Here is a 19,574-nt window from a genome sequence, read left to right on the forward strand (position 1 = left end):
CGAATTCAAGCGGCTTTTCTATTATCGACTATCTTACTTCCCAGAAGTCGCCTGGATCAAATCTTCCGGCGTAATCTGGTTACTCAACAAATAGCTGAAAGCATCCCATCTTTGCTTAGGATCGCCTCCCGGCGCTTTAGCATTGATATACTGCTTGATCAGATCCTGCCCATAGTTATAGTTAATCACATAACTACGGTTTTTGCGAATAAACAATATCCCTTTCGCCGCTGCCTCGCGATTGAGCAAGGTATAATTCAGTAACCACTGTTCTGCGGTGGAATCAGACATGCTACCGCTCAACATGCCTCTGGCAATATCATTGCGTGCATAATTGAGTTTACCTTTTATTTCCAGCGCTTTAAAGTAAGTGGTAATGCCCGTTGTATCAAGTCCTGCGAGAGGCAGCAGCACTGTTTTGGTGAAAGTGGTTTTCTCTTCTCCAGGAAAGGCTATTTCAATGCCATAGTTGGCGCTGCCTTCTGCAATAAGCGACTGCGGACTAAAGAGCGGATAAAGTGAAATTTCCACCCAGCCTTTATCATGATAAAGATTTTTTTCCAGCAACATATTGTATACATGATGGCCAGGATATCCTTCATGACAAGCCAGGTCTATCGCTTTTTCTATGAAAATATTTAAATCGGCGCTGATCTGGATCAGACTCTTATAATTACCCTTGTACCAGTTGTAGCCCATCCATGGCTTACCACTCACATATTCCAGTGTGAAATCCTCTGTGGCAGGCAGGTCATAATGCGCTAAGGTCCGTTTGCGGGCAGCGGCAATCGCTGTTTTGAAAACAGTATCCAGTTTATCCTTAGGGATGATGAAGTGGTTGGCCAGGTGCTGAAAACGCTCCGCTACCGGGCCTTTCCCAGGCAACAGACTATCCAGTTCCGCTATCAGCGTACGATAATGCGCTTCCGGATATACCGGCGCTACGGCATCAAACAATTCTTTAGACTCTTCGTCAAATGGTTTGTATTCGCCAGAGAATATCCTGATACGCCTGCCGAAAGCGGTGAGCTGGTGCGTGATCCAGTTAGCCCGGGTGCGAATCGTATCATTGTCTGTTGTTGCGATAACTTCCTGTAGTTCTTTTTTCAGCGTTTCTACTTCGGAGAGGAAGCTGTCTTTCGGAAAAGCCGGCTGTTTGGATACAGGTTTCAGCGAATCAGGACCGTAATAAGCATCCACAAAATCAGTATCATATTGCCCGATATTCAATCCCAGCCGAACATACTTCTCTGCAAGTAGGTTCAGTTCCGCATTCCCGGAATGTTTTGGTTGGCCTGTATGACAGGCGAACAGTAAAGTAAGTGGCAGTAGCCACAAAGTGTTTTTCATGTAGAGGAAAACTTTTATTGCGCGATTAGATCTTCTATTTCAGTAGCTGTTTTAGCAAATGGACGTCCCAGTAGGCGACTGCCAGTCGCGGTTACGAGGAAGTTGTCTTCCAGGCGCACGCCGCCAAAGTGATGATAAGCCGACAGTTTATCATAGCAGATAAAATCCTTGTGGCGACCTTCCGCTTCCCATGCAGCCGTGAGTAAAGGATTGAAATAAATGCCCGGTTCTATAGTTAGCACAAAACCTTCTTCCAGTTCGCGTCCAAGACGGAGTGACTTCAGTCCAAATGCAGTGCTTTTCTTCAGCTGATCCGTGTATCCTACATATTCTTCTCCCAATCCTTCCATATCATGGATATCCAGCCCCAGCATATGCCCTAAGCCGCATGGAAAGAAGAGGGCATGTGCCCCTGCCGCCACCGCGTCTCTCGCATTACCCTTCATCAGCCCTAATGCAATCATTCCTGCTGCAATCTGTTCGCAGGCAAGGAGATGTATATCCTTAAATCGAACGCCTGGTTTAACAGCATCTGCGGCAGCCTGGTAGGCATTATACACGATATCATAAATTTCCCGCTGTGCTGTGGTGAATTTTTTATTCACAGGATGAGTACGGGTAAGGTCGCCGGCGTAGCGCATGGCATTCTCTGCGCCACAATCACACAATACGAGCTGTCCATCCTGGAAGGCCGTTTTGTGCGGATGATTATGGAGAAACTGCCCATTGGCCGTCAGGATAACGGGGAAGGATATATTTCCGCCAGCGGCAATCGCAACTGCCTGGAGCCTACCGGCAATCTCCGTTTCCGTGACCCCGGCTGCAGCCAGTTCCATAGCTTTCAACTGCATGTCTATAGTCGTGTTAACGCCTATTTCAATTTGCACAATTTCCTCTGCAGATTTGGTAGCACGTTGACTAACTACCGCTTTGATTAAGGGCACAGATACTTGTGCGGCTACTTCTTTCGCCGGAATATTCAGCCAGGCAGCCAGTTTGAGCGTATGTTCGGCTCTATAGGGAGGAAGGAAATGAATATGACGCTGGTTGGCAGCCTGTGTCAGGAAGCTGTCGAGTTGGGAAAGTGGCCGTATATCTGAAATACCTGCCAGTGCGGCTTGAGAAGCCAATGAGTCTACGGGCCCTGTCCACATGATCTCTTCGATAGTGGCTTCATTCCCGAATAATATTTCCCGGTTATTATTGATATCAATGACGAAGGTAAGTCCTGGCCGGTCAATGCCAGTAAAGTACAGAAAGCTGCTGTCTTGCCGGAAAGGATAAATGTTATCCCTGTAGTTCATGCCACAGTCGTCATTCCCAGGTAGCAAAATGATCCCGCTGCCTATGTCCGATTGTAGTCTGTTCCTTCTGTTGATATAAGTTTCCTTTGAAAACACGCGATTGTAATTTTATAATTAGCAGATAGTATCCGGCTAAAATAAGCAACAATGACGGACAATGAATCAAAGCGTTAAAAAGTGTGTAATGGTGGTTAATAATTGTAAAATGAGATTAGCGTAACATGGCATAGATATCATAAAAGTCCATTTCCCCTTTAATAGGATAATAGGCGTTTTTGAAGCCAGTTTTTTCTAAAGTCAATTTCGCGCCAACGACCTTATTCTTCTCTATGGCAATCATGAAGAAGCCATTGGCATCGGTGAGGCCGATTTGCTCCGTACCGATAGCGACTTTAACGCTGTCAACAGGCTGATTTTTCTGGGACCAGATATGGCCTATCAACAGGCAGTATTTACTGAAATCCAATTTAGGCAGTTGATGATACCGGAGCCCGGAAGAGGGGAGATACTCGTCCAGCGGCTCAGCGCCAATCAGTTTCCGCAGGGAATCCGCTACTGTCCAGTTTTCTATGGGATAAGGGTAAGTATTGCCCAGATTATCTGTCACTGTTTGGGTGCCGTACAGTTGTGCTTTTCCTTGTTTGGACCGCAGCCTGTCAACAAAGTAGGCGTATTCTACTGGTGAAATTTCTTTGCGTTTAAAGGCGGTATCTACGAGATGGGCGTACTTGATTTGCGGTTCTACCTGTGCATGTTGGATCACATAGAAAAAAGCGCTGTTCGCTTTTTTTGAAATAAGGCGGACAGGTATCCAGCCATATTTATCCAGTATGGGAAAAACAACCTGCTGGTTGATGGAGTCCTGCCTTTCCAGTTGCTGCCGCAGCTCCGTACATGGATTGGCGCCGCCATGATCCGTTATACATTTATTAAACTCCTTGCGGACTTGCTGATCCAGGTCGAAAGCCTTTTCCAGCTCGGCGGTCAGCATTTTTCTATCGCGGGAGCTTAGTTGTTGGGCATTGGAGGCCATCGCCAGGAAACTAAACAAGAATAGAATAATGTACTGTTTGAAATTTTTAGGGAGACGCGAATCCGCGGGCAATGCTGGGAGTACACCAAAATTGGTAATAATATTGTATCTTCCAGAACGTATTACATGCCGATATAAGTGCATAGGTTGGCGTATTAATGACTGTAGCATGAAAGAACGGAAATGGCTATCCTTGAAAATAGAATGAATGGAGGATAGCTATGTAACCATCACCAAGATAATTCAAAATATCCTATGCGGTACACAATTTATTTGTTAACGGGCCTCACGCTCCTCGCCATTTCAATATATAATTGGAAACAAGCCTTTGCATTCATCGCCCGAAGTGAGCGAGCCATTGGGGTAGTTACCAGCCTGCATAAAGATGACGACTCCTATTGGCCTGTTTTTTCAATAAGAACAAAAGAGGGAGATGAGATCATTTACCAGCATCCCTATGGAAGCAGTCCTGCAAGTTGGCGGGTAGGAGAGGAAGCTACTTTCTTGTATGATCCCCAGGCCCCGGAATCACCAAGGATGGTAGGGTACTTTACGCTCTTCAATTGGGCAATCGTTTTTATGGGCCTGGCCATTCCATTGATCGTAAGTGCCATCGGCTATTTTATTTTAGCGCCACTCACTCGCATTCCAGCAGAAAATAATACCTGGAAAGCTAATCGTAAATTTTAAATTTTAGCAGATGATCGTATGTTTGATTTTTCTTATCGTTGGCGGTTTCCTGTTAATCGGCGCTATCTCAAATCTGCTAGGTAAGCTGGCGCTCATGAAAACAGCCGAACGTACCATTGGAACCGTTGTAGCGTTGGAGGAAAGAATAGACGAGGAGGGAAGCGCCTATTATGCTGTTTTTGAGATGCATACCCCTCTACTCAATAAAGTCACTTACAGGAGTTCTACCGGTCATTCCTCCGCGACTGTCTGGCCAATAGGAAAGACGGCTCCTTTCATCATTGAATCCGGTAAACCAGAAACCGCCAGGTTCCTGAATTACTGGTCGGTTTTTGGTTGGTCCATGATACTGTTGGTACTGGCAATAGACCTTTTGGTGATTGGCGGCGGCTATTTCCTGCTGCGCGATTATTTCAGCGCATAAGGTTACTTCATCAAAAATACCGATGCCAATGGCAACTCCCCGAGTTGTTCGTTACCCGGTTGCCGGATAAACCCTTTCTGCTCAAAAATTCCTACCAACGGACTGTCTGCATACTCCATGATCCACAGATGATCATAGGCTTTACAAACCGTCAGACATTTTTCCAACAACGACGCGCTGATCTCAGGAGCAGTATATTTTTTTAATACCCCAAAATCCCGGATACGAGCGGCCCGTTTATTCTCCAGTACCGCTGGTCGTGTACCCTTCGACGTTATACAGGCATATCCTGCCGGCTCGTTATCTGCATATACTACCAGCCATTGGTTGGATATATTGTTGATGGCGGCCACCAGCGCCTGTTTGTTGAATTGCTGTGCGATATAACGATCTAATACTTTCTTTTCCAGCGCAGTGGAATACTTCTCTATGGCCAGTTCTTTCGTCAGCATCAAAAGCGCCTCCATTCCCTGCTCGGTGACTACCGTAAATTTCGTGATGATGTTCATATCCTGTCGTTTTACAACAGCAAAACTATCAGGCTTTCCGAAAAGATACAGGTACACAATTTGAAAATATTATCAGTACAGATGTTACCTGGCCCTTTGTCCGGCTTGTCGGATGGCAGCGATTCTTTTGGAGGAAAATTTGTCTGCATATACCAACCGGAAATGTTTATCGAAATCGCCTGAAAAAGAAAACGTATACCCAGGTGTAAACCGCACGCCTATCTGCTCACACTGATCATAAAAGTGAGCCATATCAATATCAGCAGGCATCTTCACCCAGATATTATACCCGCCGGCAGGCGGAAGAATGAACGTCTTTGCCGGAAAATGGGCCGATAATAAATTCACCGCCAGATGAGCATTTTTCGCCAACTGCATCCGGAAAGAACGTACATGCCGGTCATAGCTGCTACCCGCCAGCAAGCGCTTCACCGTTTCCTGGTATATCGGCGATACGGTACTGCCCAATGCAAACTTGATCTGCTCTGCACGCGGCATAAATTTCCCCGTTGCCAGCCAACCTACCCGCAACCCCGGCGCCAACGTTTTCGCATAAGAAGCATAGGTCATTACCAGCCCACTCTCATCAAATCGTTTGATGGTGGAAGGCCGCAGGCCATGAAAGTTTAAGTCTCCATAAATATCATTCTCAAGAATCGCGACATTATACTGCTGGGCAACGGCTAATAAAGCCTGCTTCTGTTCATCGGACAGCAATATCCCCGTGGGATTATGGAAATTCGGCGTTACAATCACGGCTTTCACTGCATTATTGCGGCAGGCTTTTCGCAGAAAATCTACATCAAATCCGGCATATGGGTCCACCGGTACTTCAATCACTTTCAAATGCAATACCCGAATCACTTCCAGTATGGAAAATACACAAGGACTCTCCACGGCTACTACATCGCCGGCACTACATACGGCCGACAACCCAATATACAGGGCCTGTAGCGCGCCATCTGTTATCAGCAGCTCATCCGGATGGATAATCGTTTGATGCGCGGCTGCTTTCCGGATGATTTGCTCCTTTAATGCGACAGCCCCATTGGAAGGGTAGTAACGCAACAGCGCTGCTCCCTGCTCCCGGATCGCCTGCTGCATGGTGCGGAGCAGTAACTTCTGCGGTACCAGCAAATCGCCGGGCGCCGCTACATTAAACTCCGAAAACTGATGCCCCGCTTTTTGCGATGTCGTCAACCCAAGATGATGCTTGAAAATAGCATCCCTGGCTATCGGCCGGTGTTTGACCTTAGCAGGCGACTGGGATAAATCCGGCCGGTTACTAACATAGTACCCCGATTTTGGCACACTCTCCACCAACCCACGCGCCACCAAATACTCATAGCCATGCTGTATGGTACTGATGCTCGTTTGATATTGCTCCTTCAGATCCCGCACCGACGGCAGTTTATGCCCCGGCTTAAAAATCCCTTCCCGGATGTTCTTCTCAATCACATTCGTGAAAGCTTCGAATTTATAGGCCTTCATATCTGTACTGGTTATTTGTACATATTCTGTATCTGTATGGCAAATTTAAGCCATTTAAATTTGTCGAAAAGCACAAGGAATGTCCGGAAACTTTAACATCGATATGCCTGATGACCTGCGAAAACTACCCATTACATCGCTGCAGGATCTCTGCGAGGAATTACGCACTTTTCTAATCGATCACGTGGCCTCCCATGGAGGGCATTTCAGTTCAAGTCTGGGCGTGGTGGAACTCACAGTGGCGCTGCATTATGTATTTAATACGCCGGACGACAAGCTCGTCTGGGACGTAGGACACCAGGCCTATCCGCATAAACTGCTCACAGGCAGGAAAAGTCGCTTTCATTCTAACAGACAACTAGGCGGTATCAGCGGCTTCCCCAGCAGAGAGGAAAGCGAGTTCGATGCCTTCGGAACGGGGCATTCTTCCACTTCCATTTCTGCGATCCTCGGCATGGCCTGCGCTGCAAAATACAGAGGCGATCATACCCGCCAGCACATCGCCGTTATCGGCGATGGCGCAATGACCGCAGGAATGGCCTTTGAAGCCCTGAATAATGCGGGATATGAACAACCCAACATGCTGGTTATCTTGAATGACAACAACAGATCCATCGATGCCAATACGGGCGCTTTGCAGGACTATCTCACGGAACTCACTACCGGCAAGCATTACAATGCCTTAAAATCGCATATCAGGAATGTATTATCCACTGACGCCTGGCCAATGGAAGTGGTCAGAAAGCTCCAGAAGGCAGTGAAAGGGGGACTGTTACGCTATAGCAATCTGTTCGAAGCGCTGAACATCCGCTATTTCGGCCCGGTAGACGGACATGATCTTAAAAAACTCATCCATGTATTAGAGAAACTGAAACAGATACCTGGCCCTAAGTTATTACACTGTGTAACCACCAAGGGGAAAGGTTTTGCGCCCGCCATGACGGATCACGCAAAATGGCATGCGCCCAGGAAATTCAATAAAATTACAGGCGCTTCGCTAGACACGGAGCCGTCGGGCAATACTTCCTTTACTTTTCAAACCGTCTTCGGCAACACGCTCTCCGACCTGGCCAGGAGTAATCCACGCATCATAGCGGTTACTCCCGCCATGCTATCAGGAAGCGCATTGACCAAAATGAAACAGGAAATGCCTGCCCGCGTATTTGATGTGGGTATCACAGAACAACATGCCGTTACATTTTCCGCAGGCCTCGCCGCCGATGGCATGATCCCTTTTTGTACCATCTATTCTACTTTCCTGCAACGCGGCTACGACCAGCTAATCCATGATGTAGCCTTGCAAAATCTGGATGTCGTTTTCTGTATCGACAGAGCAGGTGTGGTAGGCCAGGATGGCCCTACGCACCATGGTGCATTTGATATCGCCTTCCTCAGATGCATACCCAATATAAAGGGCGCTGCTCCTATGGATCTGGAAGACTTCCGCCATTTACTCTATACTGCCCAAGCCAGCCAGGGAACGGGCCCTTTCGCTATCCGCTATCCTAAAGGCGTGGGCGCCTCGCCAACCATACCCGGCGCTTACCGCAAACTGGAAATTGGGAAAGGAAGAAAAATTCGATCCGGTGAAGATATCGCCATCCTTTCTCTTGGCCCTGTAGGACAATATGCCATAGATGCCTGCGTGGCCCTGGAAGCGTATCATCTGAACATCGCGCATTATGACCTTCGCTTCTTCAAACCCTTGGACGAAGCGTTGCTCCATGAAGTATTTCAACATTATTCAACGGTCATCACCATAGAAGACGGATGTATAACCGGTGGCGTCGGGAGCGCTGTAATGGAATTCATGGCAGTGTATGGCTATCGGGCTACCATAAAGCGATTGGGGCTGCCGGATACCTTCGCAGCACAAGGTACGCCACAACAATTACATGCGTTATATGGGTATGATAGTGCAGCACTCATCTCCCTGATACTGCAACTTGCCACACAAACTAAATGTATACAAGAGATACTCCAGTGATGAGAATCAATGCCGGCAACTTATTATATTTACTCACTAAAGTGAACAAGTATGAAAGTTATCCGGCTAGTATTTTTCCTATGTTTACTGCTGACACAAAGGCTGTACGCCCAGACGCCCGCCCAGCAGTCGCTCAGTGCCTTCATGAATGACCGGTTTGGCCTGTTTATACACTGGGGGCCGGTAACGCTCCGTGGTACAGAAATCGGATGGAGCAGAGATAAAGAAGTGAGTAAAGAAGAGTATGATAGTCTGTATAAAGAATTCGATCCCGTACTCTTCCAGGCCGATGCCTGGGTGAAAACGGCGAAAGATGCCGGGATGCGCTATCTTACCATCACGGCCCGTCATCACGACGGCTTTTGTTTATGGCCATCAAAGTATACCGACTATAACATCTCCCATACGCCTTATAAAAAGGATATCCTGAAAGCATTACAGACAGCCTGTAAAAAACAAGGTATCAAATTTTGTATTTATTATTCTGTGCTCGACTGGCATCATCCTGATTATCCGATTCATTCTGCGCACCATGCAAAGTTGGACCCGCAGGCAGATATGCAAAAGTATATCGCCTATATGAAAAACCAGTTGAAGGAACTCATCGACAACTATGATCCATACATGCTTTGGTTTGATGGACAGTGGGAGAGTCCCTGGACAGATGCCATGGGAAAAGAAATCTATGCCTATGTGAAGCGTCTGAAACCTGGTATTATCACCAATAACCGGCTGGGTAAGCAATTCGCAGCGATGGAGAATAAGGAGATCAATGCGGCAGATATGGTGGGCGATTATGATACGCCCGAACGGGTAGTAGGTCGGTTGAATATGACCATGCCCTGGGAAAGCTGCTTTACCCTTTGTCAGCAATGGGCCTGGAAAGCCAATGATCAAATGCAGCCATTACAGAAATGCCTGGCCATTCTATCCAAAACTGCCGGTGGAAATGGTAACCTGTTATTGAATATTGGCCCTATGCCTGATGGACGCATAGAAGCCCGGCAGGTAGCAAGATTAAAAGAAATAGGCGATTGGCTGAAGATCAATGGAGACGCCATCTACAACACCGCAGGAGGCCCCTATGAAGCAACAAATAACTATGCGACCACCCGCAAAGGAAAGAATATTTATCTGCACATATTGAATACCGATACGGCTAGCTACTTGCTGCCAGCGCTTCCTGGCGCTTTAGTGAAAAGTGCGCATACGATTACAGGGCAACCAGTGACAGTGAATACTAGCAATAAAGGGCTGGAGGTACAGTTGCCGGAAAGTTTGCGAAGGCAATTGCAGTATGTAGTTGTACTGGAACTGGACAAAGATGCCATGACGCTACCAGTGGTGAAATGATCGTTTTAATAAACAGAAAACCCGCTATCAAAGCGGGTTTTCTGTTTATAGTTATTCTTTTGTAAACTGAAAAGTTTGTCCTCCCTGTTTGAGTAACAACTCCTTTTTTTCAATATTGAATTCAAGCACAACACCTGCCGGCTCATACTGAAAAGTAGTGGGAGAAGAGGCTTCCAGCGGAAAGGCTTGTTGACCTGTAGCCTGACCATATAGTTTGTTATCTGCTTTTGTAATCTTAATTTTTATGGGAATCTGCGTGGTGGCATAGCTACCAACGAATTGATCCAGGCTCTCCGAAGTGATGGCCACGGCGTTAAAAACAGGCATCTCAAATGGTTGATTGAAAAAGCCGCTCAGTGCACATTTCAGGAGATTGTTATAGGGATACACCAGTCCGTTCGCGGTAATAGCCACAGAAAGCTTTTCCTCCGGAAAGTATACGAGTACCGACTGAAAACCATCTATTCCACCAGTATGACCATAAGCAAAACTATTCGCATAAGGGAATCTGCCCATTCCTATCCCGAAGTTATCACGGAGCGTTTTCATCGTATCTAACGTGGAAGGGGATACGAATTTACCTGCAAACAGTTGGGTAATGAAGGAGGTTAAGTCGCTCGGAGTAGAAACCATCGCTCCCGCTCCCAGGGGAATAGAAGGATCTGTTTCCGCATCCTGTGCCCAGGTGGTTTTGTAGAGATAGGAGTAGGCCTCGTTTTGTTGGGCATTGATCTTACCTCCGTAATGCGTACTGGCTAAGGCGCCCGGTGTAAGGATTTGTTCTTTTAAGATGTCCGCATAAGGTTTTTGATAAATTTTTTCCAGGATATAGGTGAGGATGATATAATTGGAATTGCTGTAACCAGCTTTAGTATCGGGTTCAAAATCACTTTTTCCACTGGCGATGATGCCCATCAGTTCCTTCTCTGATTTGGGTTGCGTATAGTAGCTGAGATAAACGGAATCATTCGTCACATTATGAATGCCGCTTCTATGTGTCAGCATTTGCCGGATGGTAATCTTCTTTGCGTTTTCAACCTGGGGATAGTATTTATCCAGTGTTTGGTCCAGCGATAATTTTTTCGCTTCCACCGCTTTCATGATCAGTGTGGCGGTAAACATTTTAGTGATGGAGCCAATATGATATTTGGTTTTGGGATCGGCTTTATGTGCGGTGGCCACATCGCTATAGCCAATGGCCCTTGTATAGAGGATGTTGCCGTTTTGTGCCACGGCAATGCTTCCCATAAATTTATCTTTTTCCTGGAGGAGGTTTAACAAACTATCCAAACGTTCCCGTTTCAATGTTTGCGCGAAAGTAGTGGCGGCTACTACCGTTAGCAGGGTGATGACGATGAGTCTTTTCATGATTTATTTTTGTTGAGATTCTTTTTCAATTTGAGCAGGGCAGTGAGGAGTATATAGAATACGGCAATGGCCAGTACCATCGCAGGGATAAACCAATTGCCCAGGTATTCATGTACGCCATTCTCTTTCGTGACCGTGCCCATACCCAGTACAAATAAGGTGTTGGGTTTGTAATAAAGTCCTACCTCTGACGGATATACGATTTTGGCGATAATCAAAATGACAAACCCAAAGAGAAACAAATACAGTATCGCGAAAATAATATAGGAAATACCGTTGGTAATATTCAGGGCTAATGCTTTGAATACATGTACAGGGTTGAAAGTTTTGGTGGCTTGTTCCAGCTTTTTATCGGCTACCAGCGGTTTCAGTACTTCTTCCGGAGGCCCCAGTTTCTCCAGAATATCCAGCAGAGAATCAATTTCGTTAAGCTTGTCTTTATGTTGGATCGCCTCAAAAATATGACTGTTCATCTCCATATAAATATCATCCTGACTCTCTTTGGGCAACGAGCTGGTCACTTTCTTCACCCGTTTCATATAGTCGTTGTACACTCTGGCTGCTGCTGGCTGGTTGAATTTTATCTGCGCTATTTTCATTTGATAATTTTATGGATTGAACTCTCTAGATTTTTCCAGTATGCATTCATCTGAGCCAGGGTTTTGATGCCTACAGGTGTCAGACAATAATATTTCCTCGGGATGCCGGTTTCCTGTTCCACCCATTTGGAATCTACCAGGTTTTCCGTTTTTAGTCGGTTCATCAGCGGATAAAGCGTTCCTTCTGCAATGTCCATATCGGTATGCTGCTTAATCTGTTCAATCAGCTCATAACCGTAATATTCATGCCCCTTCAGGATATTCAGGATGATAAAAGTTAATGTTCCCTTTTTTACCTGCGACTTCCAATTCGTTACAAAGGTTTCATTCATGAGGTAAATGTATAACAAAATACATAGCATTACTAGGTATTTTGGATGTAGATAAGTTTGTTCTGTTTGAATATTGATTATTAATTGTTTATGTAGACGAGAAGCTCACGCAGTGGGGATGTTACTTCCTGCAAAAAGCAAGAATAGGGACGATGAAAACGCGATAGTCTCACGAGGAGCTATTGGCGCCTTCAAGTGGACAGTATAGAAACATCGTAATATTATATTACTTTAGAAGAAAGGGTTTTCTCCTTACTAATTTATGCATGATAATAAACCACTTATTCGCATATTCTTCCTGAATATATTACTTACACTTGTCATGACCAGCAGCGCTCAGTTGAAGTCTGTGCCAGATACCAGCCATCAGCAGCTTTCAGTGAAAGCAATGCGGGAGGACTTGTCTACTCTCTGGGCGGCCATCAGTGACATGCATCCTGCATATGGTCTTTATACGGCCACTGATAGTCTGCGTACTGTTTATGATAACACCGTTCGCCGCATTCAGCAGCCTATGTCGGAAAGTGAATTTATTACAATCGTTTATCCATTGATCAGCGCATTGAAATGTGGTCATACCCAGATAAAGCATAGTGCCCATTTCAGACCTGCTGCTGCCGACCAGCTACCCTCGTTACCATTCAAGGTATTAGTGCGGCAGCACCGTGCCTGGATTACCTCACATCAGTTAAAAGAGGTCCGTACCGGGGATGAAATATTAAGCATCAATGGGGTAGCTGTGAAGGATATCATACAACATGGCAGCGATTTGTATGCTGCTGATGGAAATAATCAAACCTTCAAGGAGCTTTTTCTGAGCGAATATGATGGTTTTGAAGATGCCTGCAATAAGTATTATAAATGGAAACCTCCTTATGCGATTAAGTTGAAAACGGTGCAGGGCAAAGTGATCACCATATCCGCAGATACTTTACCAGCAACGGCGCCACAGGCTGAAATTGTACAGGTAGTAGACAATCGCAGGAATTGGAAAAGTGCTGTTGGTGAGGAGGAGTTGCCACTGAGATGGCTGAATAACGCGGCGGTGGCATGTCTGGAAGTACATAGCTACCAGTATGAGGATACTTTAGTTTTCAGTAAAGCTTTTAAGGCCATCAGGGAAAACGGCGTTCAAACGCTCATCATTGACTTACGACATAATACCGGCGGCGATATCAGAATAGCGGCAAAATTACTGACCTATCTTGCTGATAGTGCATTTCAAATGGTAGGCAATCTTTGGGCAAGAGTACCCAATCCTGGTAAAACAAAATTTGATCCGTATCTGGACACTGCTAAAACACTAAGTTTTATGGAGAGTTTCAGACCAACAGGAATAAGAAATGAAGGTCGCTACTATATGGCATTTCAATCTGGATTTGTCAATTTGCTGGAAAAAATGGAGCTGGATAAGAAAGACCATTTTGACGGTACGCTCATTGTCTTAATTGATGGCGCCACTTTCTCCTCCGGCGCTCATACAGCAGCGGCTATCAGAAAATACTGTAGTAAGTCCACCTTCATTGGGCGTGAAACGGCAGGAGGGGCAGAAGGCTGTAGCGGCGGTACTATCCAGGATTTAACCTTACCCAATACTGGTATAGTAATAACATTCCCGCTGCTGCGTGTAGTGTCGGTCCTAAACCCTATGATACAAGGACATGGAATCATGCCGGATAGGGAAGTCGTTTATACGCCGACTGATATCGTTACCAACAGAGACAGAGATCTGGAGGAGGCGGTTAAAATGATTGCATCCGGGAAAAACAGATGACAGGAACAGACAGACATCCGTCTCCCTAAACTACTCCAGATAAGGGCTTACAACCGCGTGTGATTTTCATATTCAAAAAAAATATTGCATATTTAGCGACTGAAACACATTCGTTCCCTTATGTTTAAATACCTATCTGTGGCATGTTTGCTGTTTATAGCCCTAACTATAAAAGCAGCCCCTGTACTTGATTCTCTCGAATACGAAAGAGCACAAGTAAAACTCCTGGTAGATTCTATCCGCAAAGCGCAAAAGTATGAAATCGGTAATATTAAGCTTCCCGGTGGCAAGGCGGAAATTAAAGTTCCTGCTGGGTTTAAGTACCTGAACAAAGAGCAAAGTATTTTTGTGCTCACGAAACTCTGGGGCAATCCGGAATCCAACGCAGAAAACATGCTTGGAATGATCTTCCCTGAAAATTCTGATCCCTTCTCCGACAGTAGCTTTGTCTTCGTCGTAGCATACGAAGAAGTTGGCTACATAAAAGATGATGACGCCGAAAAAATCAATTACGACGACCTCATGAAAGACATGCAGAAGGATGAAAAAGAAGTGAATGAGGCAAGGCAGAAAGAAGGTTATGCCCCTATACATCTGATAGGATGGGCACAGCCTCCTTTCTACGACAAGCAAAACAAAGTCCTGCACTGGGCGAAAGAAATTCATTTCGGCGATCAGGAAGGCCCTAATACCCTGAATTACCAGATCCGTATTTTAGGTCGTCATGGCATTCTTTCCCTAAATGCGGTATGTACTATGCGGGAATTACCATTGGTAAAAGCCAATATCGATAAAGTACTGCATATGGCTACTTTCACGGAAGGAAATACCTACTTCGATTTCGATCCTAAGATTGATAAAGTAGCTGCATGGACCATTGGTGGCCTGGTAGCAGGTAAGATCCTCGCAAAAGTGGGCCTCTTCGCTTTCCTTGCCAAATTCCTCGTAGCCGGCTGGAAATTTATCCTGCTGGGACTAGCTGCCTTAGGCGGTTTCATTAAAAAAATGTTGGGCCGCAAAAAAGCAGAAGAACCAGTGGTAACCGAACCGGCGCCTACGCCTGAAGATGAACCTACGATGAATGCATAATCTGCATTCATCTCTTTTTTAACAGCGGCGATACCAGGCAATGGAATCGCCGCTGTAGTTTTCTCAATAGTCATTGCAATATGAACAAAGCAGCAATCTATAATTGGCTGATCGTGGCCTATTCTGAGCCAATTACTAATTTAATGGAGACTTTCTACTACGATAGGAGGGACCGCGAATTTTACTCTATCCATATCGCTGATTTCTTATTGGTGACAGATGATCTCACAAGAGATGAATCGGTAAGAGCCTCCTATGCCGATGATACCACGGCTTTGATTGCGGACAGGATTTCCAGGCGGGAGCAAAACGATCCTGAAATTGTGATGATTCCAGCGCTGGAACTCGGGAAAAGAAAAGCGATTATGGAAGAATTTATCAGCGGCATAAAGGATGAAAAATTATTCAACCTGCTACAGCAGCGGGTAAAGAACCAGGATGGATCTCAGCGATTCTGTTTCTATTTTGGCACAGAGGCAACAGATGAGCTGAAAGACCAATGGGAAAAATGGAAGCATACACGCCTGATTACTATTATTGACCAATTTATGGTAGATAATAATATTGACCTGGAAAGCTCCAGGGTGTGGGACATTGGAAATAGTTCCTGGATAGAAATGGATCTCACATAGCCTGGCAGTGGCCTCGCCAACAGGGCTAACTATTCATCTTTACCATCAGGTGCTCATCATGCATGACGCCATTTTTAATTACGGCCTGTTTTTTAATCGCTTCCAGATGGAAGCCAGCCTTCATCAGTACTTTCTGTGAGGCAATGTTGTACGCAAATACGCCTGCATAGATGCGGTGAAGATGCATTTCTTTTAAGGCATAATCAGACAATAAAGATACTGCTTCCGACATAACGCCTTTTCCATGAAAGGGCGCGCCCAGCCAGTAGCCAATTTCAGCGGAATGCTGGTAGATATCTGATTGTGGGGTAAGCGTGATCACTCCCGCAATTTTACCCTTGAAATAAATACCCCATACATTCTTTATTTTCCCCTGTTGAATCAACGCATAAAATTCTTCTGCATCTTTCAGGGAATACGGAGACGGAAAGCTGTCGCGCAGATTGGCTGCAATAGCAGGGTTATTGGCCAGCAGGGCCATGTCTTCCAAATCGCTGTGCGCAATAGCTTTCAGCTGTACGTCATTGTTGCCTGTCAAAATGCTTGTTGATTCCATATCACAAAAGTAAGCTATTTAGGACTACTGAATATTCGCAGTCTAACCCTGACGGTCATACGCCAAATATCGTCCGTACTGCTGTAATTGTATGATTTTTTTAAAAATGTTATGAATGGGGATGCCCGTCTGTGGCTGGTTTGGGTCTGTTGTAGCCATTTTATCTAGAAAGATATCTAATAAAACGCGGATTGCGTTGAAGTTTTCTATAGCTTTGCGGCCCTGTAGTTAAAAAAAAGTTAAACGTAGAAACCATTTGCTTAAAAAGACATTGCCTGTGCCCAAGTTATTGTAGCCGCACCAATACTTTCTAGCAACCCATTCGTCCTTTGTAGCCCGGCCCTTGCTGGGTTTAGCTGTTTTATATAGTTAACCCTCATCAGCAGCAATGGGACTGGTGCATTGTTTCCCAAAGTATTGTTTAATACAATTTAATATCATTCCTATTTATGCACGCAAGTTACAGGAAACTGTTATGGCTACTCCCATGCGTAGCCCTTTCGGCACAGTGTTTTACATCCACTGATGTAATAGCCCAATCCAAAAAGAAAAGCGGGTGGCTCTTCAAAAAGAAGGCTCCCGTGGTGGCTGCGGATACAACTGCGAAGAAGAAACCCGATACCAAAGGGATGAAACCCTATTCGGAAGTGATCACCTCGGAAGCTGTAACCAGCAATGGTTTGCTGAAAGTGCACCGGGTGAAAACAGACTACTACTTTGAAATCCCACTGAAATTAATGGGCCGACAAATCCTGGTGGTGAATAAAATTTCGAAAGTACCGGAACAGCTCAATGAAGCTGGCGTGAACAAAGGAATGAACTACGCCAACATGGTCATCGCTTTTGAAAGAGATACCCTGTTGAATAAACTCTTTCTGCGTAAACAGAACCCATTCCTGGAAGTGCCTGCCAACAACGCTATCGCGCAATCCGTGGCAGATAACTTCATCCCTTCCCTGATTGATCAGTTTAAAATAGAAGCTTTTAATAAAGATACCTCCGCTGTTGTCATCAACGTATCAAAACTATTCGATGGCTCCAATAGCAGTATCAACAACGTTTTTGAATCACTCGGACTCCCAGGTTCTCCTATCAAAGACCTGTCTCGTATCCGCGGTATTAAATCCTTCCAGGAAAATATAGTGGCCAAATCCGAGCTGACATCGAAAATCACCGGTGTGGAAGTATCCATAGAAACCACTACCAACCTCGTTTTGCTCAGCGAACAACCTATGAAGCCAAGGTTCGCCGACAGAAGGGTAGGACTCTTTACCACTCCAAGATGGTATTTCAGCGATGCCCAGCATAAACTGGAAGAAAGAGAACTGATCACCCGCTGGAAACTGGAACCTAAGCCGGAAGATATGCAGCGCTACCTGAACGGCGAACTCGTAGAACCTAAAAAGCCAATCGTTTATTATATCGATGCCAGTACGCCGGCACAATGGCGTCCTTACATCAAGGCAGGTATTGAAGACTGGCAGAAAGCTTTTGAAGCGGCTGGCTTCAAAAACGCCATCATCGCAAAAGATGCGCCTACCGATGATCCGGATTTCGACGGCGATGACGCCCGTTACTCTGTGGTGACCTATGCGGCTTCTGCGAAAGCCAACGCCATGGGCCCCTCTGTTATTGATCCCCGCTCCGGCGAAATCCTGGAGGCAGATATCATCTGGTGGCATAATGTGATGAGTACCCTCCATTCATGGGTGCGTATTCAAACAGGCGCTATCGATCCTCGCGCCCGTGGCAACCATTTCAGCGATTCCCTCATGGGCCATGCTATCCGTTTCGTATCCAGCCACGAAGTAGGCCATACGCTCGGATTACAACATAACATGGGTAGTTCCTTCGCTTTTGAAGTGGATTCCCTGCGCTCGCCTGAATTCACCTCCCGCATGGGCGGTACTGCACCGTCTATCATGGACTATGCCCGCTTTAACTATGTGGCACAGCCGGGAGACAACGTTACTCAGATCACTCCTGCCATTGGCGTATACGATAAATTCGCTATCGGCTGGGCTTACCGCTATACCGGTAAAAATCCGCATGAGGAACTGCCGGAACTGAACAAACAGTTACGCGCACACGAAAATGATCCCCTCTATGCTTTCGGCGAACAACAGGATATCAGAGATGCAATCGATCCGCGCAGCCAGATCGAAGACCTGGGCAACGATGCGGTGAAAGCAAGTCGCTACGGCCTCCAGAACCTGAAACGTATTGTTCCGCAAATCCTTAGCTGGACAAAAGAAGAAGGCAGCACCTACGATGAAGCCGGTAAAATGCTGAACAGCGCCATCGGTCAGTGGAACCAATACGGATACCATGTAATGGCAAATGTAGGCGGTATCTATGTAACGCCTACCGTATTCGGTCAGCAACAGAATACCTACCAGCATGTGCCTAAAAAGAAACAACAAGAGGCGGTGAAATACCTGATTGAAGAGGTATTCAATACCCCGGCATGGTTGTTTAAAAATGACATCTATGCGAAAAGCTATCCTATCAAGGAAAGTCCGATCGGTAATATAGAATACGGCGCACTCGTATATGCGAAAGGGTTACAGTCCTTCTTCTATTACGACCTGCTCCGCGACGAAAGACTCTCCCGCATGCTGGAGAATGAAGCTACTAACGGCGCCACTGCCTATACCGTGTCTGATCTGATGCAAGACCTGCACCAGGGCATTTTTGCCAAAACCATTAAAGGCCAGACACTGGATATCTTCGAACGTAACAGCCAGAAAGGCTTTGTGGATGCACTGATTGTAAGTATCGATAAATCTATTGCGCCGCCGGCAGCTAAAAGATTACAGGAAGAATTCGCCCTCACCGGCCTGGATGGTTTCTGCAGCTTCTCTTTACAGCCGCAAAAAGAAAATGAACGCGCCGGACGTAACCTGAATTATTTCTCTATTCACCGTGTATCCGATGCCGTTAGCGCTAAGCGCGGAGAACTGAGTCGACTCATGCAGCTGCTGAACAGCCGCAAGAATACAAGCGACAGAGCCACTGCCGATCACTACAGCGATCTGGTACTCCGCATACAACAAGCATTAAACAACAAATAAATAAACAAC

At 45.8% G+C, this 19,574-nt stretch carries 17 protein-coding genes; 8 read left to right on the top strand and 9 right to left on the bottom strand.

Annotation, left to right across the window (positions count from 1 at the left end):
- Nucleotides 1-33: 33 nt before the first annotated feature.
- From CLV59_RS20525 to CLV59_RS20535, 3 genes are all read right to left on the bottom strand, one after another.
- A complete protein-coding gene (locus CLV59_RS20525) occupies nt 34-1,350 on the bottom strand; it encodes a hypothetical protein (protein ID WP_111593956.1) in 1,317 nt (438 codons plus the stop codon).
- A gap of 14 nt (nt 1,351-1,364) precedes the next feature.
- Nucleotides 1,365-2,750, bottom strand: a complete 1,386-nt coding sequence (locus tag CLV59_RS20530) for an aminopeptidase P family protein (protein ID WP_111593957.1) — start codon at nt 2,748-2,750, stop codon at nt 1,365-1,367.
- Nucleotides 2,751-2,865: 115 nt separating this feature from the next.
- A complete protein-coding gene (locus tag CLV59_RS20535) occupies nt 2,866-3,831 on the bottom strand; it encodes a DUF6624 domain-containing protein (protein WP_111593958.1) in 966 nt (321 codons plus the stop codon).
- Nucleotides 3,832-3,942: 111 nt separating this feature from the next.
- Between CLV59_RS20535 and CLV59_RS20540 the strand changes: the two genes are divergently transcribed.
- A complete protein-coding gene (locus CLV59_RS20540) occupies nt 3,943-4,377 on the top strand; it encodes a DUF3592 domain-containing protein (RefSeq protein WP_111593959.1) in 435 nt (144 codons plus the stop codon).
- Nucleotides 4,378-4,387: 10 nt separating this feature from the next.
- Nucleotides 4,388-4,801, top strand: coding sequence for a hypothetical protein (locus CLV59_RS20545; protein ID WP_111593960.1), 414 nt, complete (start codon nt 4,388-4,390; stop codon nt 4,799-4,801).
- Nucleotides 4,802-4,803: 2 nt separating this feature from the next.
- On the opposite strand, the gene CLV59_RS20550 is transcribed toward CLV59_RS20545, so the two are convergent.
- Both CLV59_RS20550 and CLV59_RS20555 read right to left on the bottom strand, forming a co-directional pair.
- Nucleotides 4,804-5,310, bottom strand: a complete 507-nt coding sequence (locus CLV59_RS20550; protein ID WP_111593961.1) for a GNAT family N-acetyltransferase — start codon at nt 5,308-5,310, stop codon at nt 4,804-4,806.
- Nucleotides 5,311-5,394: 84 nt separating this feature from the next.
- Nucleotides 5,395-6,801, bottom strand: a complete 1,407-nt coding sequence (locus tag CLV59_RS20555; protein ID WP_111593962.1) for an aminotransferase-like domain-containing protein — start codon at nt 6,799-6,801, stop codon at nt 5,395-5,397.
- 79 nt (nt 6,802-6,880) lie between these two features.
- Here CLV59_RS20555 and dxs point away from each other — a divergent pair, with 79 nt between their 5' ends.
- Together dxs and CLV59_RS20565 are read left to right on the top strand one after the other, a co-directional pair.
- Nucleotides 6,881-8,788, top strand: coding sequence for a 1-deoxy-D-xylulose-5-phosphate synthase (gene dxs, locus CLV59_RS20560; RefSeq protein WP_111593963.1), 1,908 nt, complete (start codon nt 6,881-6,883; stop codon nt 8,786-8,788).
- Nucleotides 8,789-8,839: 51 nt separating this feature from the next.
- Nucleotides 8,840-10,141, top strand: a complete 1,302-nt coding sequence (locus CLV59_RS20565; protein WP_111593964.1) for an alpha-L-fucosidase — start codon at nt 8,840-8,842, stop codon at nt 10,139-10,141.
- Between the two features lie 51 nt (nt 10,142-10,192).
- Here the strand turns inward: CLV59_RS20565 and CLV59_RS20570 are convergent, their stop codons facing one another.
- Genes CLV59_RS20570 through CLV59_RS20580 form a run of 3 tightly spaced genes read right to left on the bottom strand, consistent with a single transcriptional unit; the run spans nt 10,193 to nt 12,440 of the window.
- Nucleotides 10,193-11,509 (bottom strand): serine hydrolase domain-containing protein, encoded by a 1,317-nt coding sequence (locus CLV59_RS20570; RefSeq protein WP_111593965.1) that lies wholly within the window; start codon nt 11,507-11,509, stop codon nt 10,193-10,195.
- Nucleotides 11,506-12,108 carry an HAAS signaling domain-containing protein gene (locus CLV59_RS20575; protein ID WP_111593966.1) on the bottom strand — a complete coding sequence of 201 codons (603 nt, stop codon included), beginning with the start codon at nt 12,106-12,108 and terminating at the stop codon, nt 11,506-11,508. Before CLV59_RS20575 ends, CLV59_RS20570 begins: the two co-directional genes overlap by 4 nt.
- A complete protein-coding gene (locus tag CLV59_RS20580) occupies nt 12,105-12,440 on the bottom strand; it encodes a PadR family transcriptional regulator (RefSeq protein ID WP_111594202.1) in 336 nt (111 codons plus the stop codon). The genes CLV59_RS20575 and CLV59_RS20580 overlap by 4 nt, the downstream gene beginning before the upstream one ends.
- 262 nt (nt 12,441-12,702) lie before the next feature.
- Here CLV59_RS20580 and CLV59_RS20585 point away from each other — a divergent pair, with 262 nt between their 5' ends.
- The 3 genes from CLV59_RS20585 (at nt 12,703) to CLV59_RS20595 (ending at nt 15,935) form a co-directional block, all read left to right on the top strand.
- A complete protein-coding gene (locus CLV59_RS20585; protein WP_111593967.1) occupies nt 12,703-14,214 on the top strand; it encodes a S41 family peptidase in 1,512 nt (503 codons plus the stop codon).
- A gap of 120 nt (nt 14,215-14,334) precedes the next feature.
- Nucleotides 14,335-15,303: a DUF2167 domain-containing protein gene (locus CLV59_RS20590; protein WP_111593968.1), complete on the top strand. Its 969-nt coding sequence runs from the start codon at nt 14,335-14,337 to the stop codon at nt 15,301-15,303.
- Between the two features lie 80 nt (nt 15,304-15,383).
- A complete protein-coding gene (locus tag CLV59_RS20595; RefSeq protein WP_111593969.1) occupies nt 15,384-15,935 on the top strand; it encodes a UPF0158 family protein in 552 nt (183 codons plus the stop codon).
- Between the two features lie 25 nt (nt 15,936-15,960).
- Here CLV59_RS20595 and CLV59_RS20600 read toward each other — a convergent pair whose 3' ends face one another.
- A complete protein-coding gene (locus CLV59_RS20600) occupies nt 15,961-16,491 on the bottom strand; it encodes a GNAT family N-acetyltransferase (protein WP_111593970.1) in 531 nt (176 codons plus the stop codon).
- Nucleotides 16,492-16,940: 449 nt separating this feature from the next.
- Here CLV59_RS20600 and CLV59_RS20605 point away from each other — a divergent pair, with 449 nt between their 5' ends.
- Nucleotides 16,941-19,565 (top strand): zinc-dependent metalloprotease, encoded by a 2,625-nt coding sequence (locus CLV59_RS20605; RefSeq protein ID WP_111593971.1) that lies wholly within the window; start codon nt 16,941-16,943, stop codon nt 19,563-19,565.
- Nucleotides 19,566-19,574 lie beyond the last annotated feature (9 nt).

Source organism: Chitinophaga dinghuensis (genome assembly GCF_003259435.1).
GTDB lineage: Bacteria > Bacteroidota > Bacteroidia > Chitinophagales > Chitinophagaceae > Chitinophaga > Chitinophaga dinghuensis.

Coding starts and splice junctions, on each gene's coding strand:
- CLV59_RS20605 (WP_111593971.1), top strand. CDS start 16,941: ATGCACGCAAGTTACAGGAAACTGTTATGGCTACTCCCATGCGTAGCC.
- CLV59_RS20580 (WP_111594202.1), bottom strand. CDS start 12,440: ATGAATGAAACCTTTGTAACGAATTGGAAGTCGCAGGTAAAAAAGGGA.
- CLV59_RS20555 (WP_111593962.1), bottom strand. CDS start 6,801: ATGAAGGCCTATAAATTCGAAGCTTTCACGAATGTGATTGAGAAGAAC.
- CLV59_RS20585 (WP_111593967.1), top strand. CDS start 12,703: ATGCATGATAATAAACCACTTATTCGCATATTCTTCCTGAATATATTA.
- CLV59_RS20600 (WP_111593970.1), bottom strand. CDS start 16,491: ATGGAATCAACAAGCATTTTGACAGGCAACAATGACGTACAGCTGAAA.
- CLV59_RS20565 (WP_111593964.1), top strand. CDS start 8,840: ATGAAAGTTATCCGGCTAGTATTTTTCCTATGTTTACTGCTGACACAA.
- CLV59_RS20590 (WP_111593968.1), top strand. CDS start 14,335: ATGTTTAAATACCTATCTGTGGCATGTTTGCTGTTTATAGCCCTAACT.
- CLV59_RS20570 (WP_111593965.1), bottom strand. CDS start 11,509: ATGAAAAGACTCATCGTCATCACCCTGCTAACGGTAGTAGCCGCCACT.
- CLV59_RS20525 (WP_111593956.1), bottom strand. CDS start 1,350: ATGAAAAACACTTTGTGGCTACTGCCACTTACTTTACTGTTCGCCTGT.
- dxs (WP_111593963.1), top strand. CDS start 6,881: ATGTCCGGAAACTTTAACATCGATATGCCTGATGACCTGCGAAAACTA.
- CLV59_RS20550 (WP_111593961.1), bottom strand. CDS start 5,310: ATGAACATCATCACGAAATTTACGGTAGTCACCGAGCAGGGAATGGAG.
- CLV59_RS20595 (WP_111593969.1), top strand. CDS start 15,384: ATGAACAAAGCAGCAATCTATAATTGGCTGATCGTGGCCTATTCTGAG.
- CLV59_RS20535 (WP_111593958.1), bottom strand. CDS start 3,831: ATGCACTTATATCGGCATGTAATACGTTCTGGAAGATACAATATTATT.
- CLV59_RS20540 (WP_111593959.1), top strand. CDS start 3,943: ATGCGGTACACAATTTATTTGTTAACGGGCCTCACGCTCCTCGCCATT.
- CLV59_RS20575 (WP_111593966.1), bottom strand. CDS start 12,108: ATGAAAATAGCGCAGATAAAATTCAACCAGCCAGCAGCAGCCAGAGTG.
- CLV59_RS20545 (WP_111593960.1), top strand. CDS start 4,388: ATGATCGTATGTTTGATTTTTCTTATCGTTGGCGGTTTCCTGTTAATC.